Consider the following 2,665-nt stretch of genomic DNA (forward strand, 5'->3'; position numbering starts at 1 on the left):
GAGGATCAAACTCTCATATAAAATGATGCTTGAAGCTCATTATTGAATTGCTAGCGAATAATTATTCACTAATTTTGTTACTGTTGACTTAGCACTGCTAAGTCACCCTCACATTTATTTCATCTTACTTTGTTTAGTTTTCAAAGGTCTAAGTACGCTGTAACGGTTCGTTACAACTTCTATATAATAACAAGTTATCTTTAAATTGTCAATAACTTTTTTATGAAAATTATTTTTTATAGAATTTTTATTCATTTTTTGTGTAAATTGCTTGATCTAGCAACTTCCATTACTTTACATGCTTTACACAAAATTGTCAACTATTTTACAATCGAATTAGGTAAAAAAATTCGATGTGATCTAAGCACCAGCTTTAATAGATTTTCACCCCTTGTTTCTCCATACTCATTTCTATAAAAACAGACGCTTATTTTATTTGTAGATTTATATCCAATTCATCAAAAATTTGGCAAAGTTTTTTTTACTGCAGATCAACTAGTTCTATTTCACCTATTTTTTGTAGGGTCAACATGTTTGTCATTTTCTATGAACAGTCTCTTTGTAATATTGGGAACGGTTTCCGCTACAGTAACAGTTTTAATAGTAACAAGCTTTTTCTTTAGTCGGAGAAGCTGCATAACTTATCCGTTAACTTCTATCATTTTTACTCTCCTGACAACTATAATTACAAACAGATCAATCTAAGCTATTTAACGGTCTATTACTACTCATTCTATCAAAAGTAACACTTACCCGATTGGATAAGGTCAACTACCACTAATACTTGATTGCTTAATTACACATGTGTGCTCTTTTGATCAGTAGCTGTTCGCATTCTTTATTACAAAAAAAGGTCATTAGATATTAGTAGTTGGTTAAAAAATACGAGCTGTTCCTCAACTTGATCAGCCAGCTAAGTATTCTATACCGATTTGTGATCACTATACTAAAAATCTACCCACTATTTTAAAAATAAATACCAAAAATTTGAATGATAACTAATCGATATTCAGTATACATTAGATTTAGCTATCTCCATCGTACCGCTATTTGTATTCTAGCGTTCAACTAATTTATATTGGTTCGTTCATTTTCTTTTTTGATTTATCTACCTATTATTTCGGCTAACAAATTAGACCAAGGCACTTATTACCACAGTTACCTATTAGTCAGAAGAAATGAATTATAAACGCAGCAGAAAAACTCATTTTTTGTATCTTTAGGATGACATGATGTAATAGTAAGCTTACTATTGCATCATGGTCAAAATGGACCAAAGATTCCAAAAGACTAAGAATTATTTATAGCAGTGTGGAGACTTCAATAGAAAAGATATATCATCAATCGTCAAGTCCCTTTGACCTTGTTTAAGAAACGTAATCCTCTAGACATTCCAGTTTCTAACCCTTAGTATAGCTTACAAGCTAATCCTTTACTCCAGAAGAGACCTAATCTGATTTTATTGATCCGCAACCAATCTACCGAAGCATTATTACACTAATCTTCTATATGATAATGAAGCTTTAGAGATACCAATAACCTATAGGATATTCTTTAGTTTATATCTTTCTTGTCCGAGTTCAATCGCTAGCGTCATCTGTATTTTATATCAGCATTCAGGTTCTTATGAAAAAGCATGGCATTTTCTCAACTAATCAGTCTTTAAATTTGGCCGTTCAAATTGTCATGCTAACTTTTCTTTACTTATTGCTTACCATTCTTTGTAAGTTTTTTGATTTTTTAAGTTCAAAAAAAGCCTTAACAACTTTTTGATCTTCCACACTTCTATTTCCGCCTCATGAAATACCGTTACCTAATTTCCAATCAAATTGAATCTATTCAGCTTGAAATTGATTGCCGTTTCTTGCCATGCATTAACAGTCTACCTATTACACCTTATTCTGAATAAGATACCGTCGATCCAATAACGCAAAAGTAAAGAACCAAGTATGCTATTTTTTTATTGAGTCACTACTGCATAGTCCAGGCGACCTTCTAAAGGTTCCATTCAGTTTAAATTTATCCTGACAATACTTATCTTCTATGAAAGAGTAATTAATTTATTAAAATGTCGCTCTTCCCTGTGGATCATTGTAAAACTCGAATCATCCTAGGGCTTTCTAGCAGCAGATAGATCGATTCATTCGGGGATTTACTTCATAAAAGCTGCAAACGCGAGCTGACAAAGATATCTCTATTTAATATTTTTTACAAAGGGCTTACAACTCTGTTTCTATAATTTTTAGTGTTGATAGATTTAATCCAATTACTTATTACTCAAAATTTCCGGCGAAACAGAGTTGCTTGTAGTCATGTGCAAGATTCAATGAGAATTACAAAACGTTGGCGCTTCAGCGAGTAGGTTTTGTTTAGAACGCTTGAAAGTCTGTAAGACCAAGTGCTTACAGGCGGTATAACGACTCCACAAGCAAACCCTTTTATTCCAAAAGAAATTTTATTGTGAAGTATCTATCCACACCATTTGACGTAGAACCTTTAAATAAAATTCAACAAAAAAATACACCTAACGTTTTTAAAACGTTAGGTGTATTTAGTATACCGGCGGCCGGAATCGAACCGGCACGCCCTTGCGGGCACAGGATTTTGAGTCCAGCGCGTCTACCAGTTCCGCCACGCCGGCATATGGACTACTTTTTTCATCTTT

General features: G+C 33.1%; 1 tRNA gene. It reads right to left on the minus strand.

The features are described from left to right. Positions 1-2,557 precede the first annotated feature (2,557 nt). Positions 2,558-2,641: transfer RNA gene (locus tag J7E16_RS09345), tRNA-Leu, on the minus strand. Between the last annotated feature and the right edge of the window lie 24 nt (positions 2,642-2,665).

The sequence above is a fragment of the Carnobacterium sp. ISL-102 genome (assembly GCF_018612935.1).
Taxonomy (GTDB): Bacteria; Bacillota; Bacilli; order Lactobacillales; family Carnobacteriaceae; genus Carnobacterium_B; species Carnobacterium_B alterfunditum.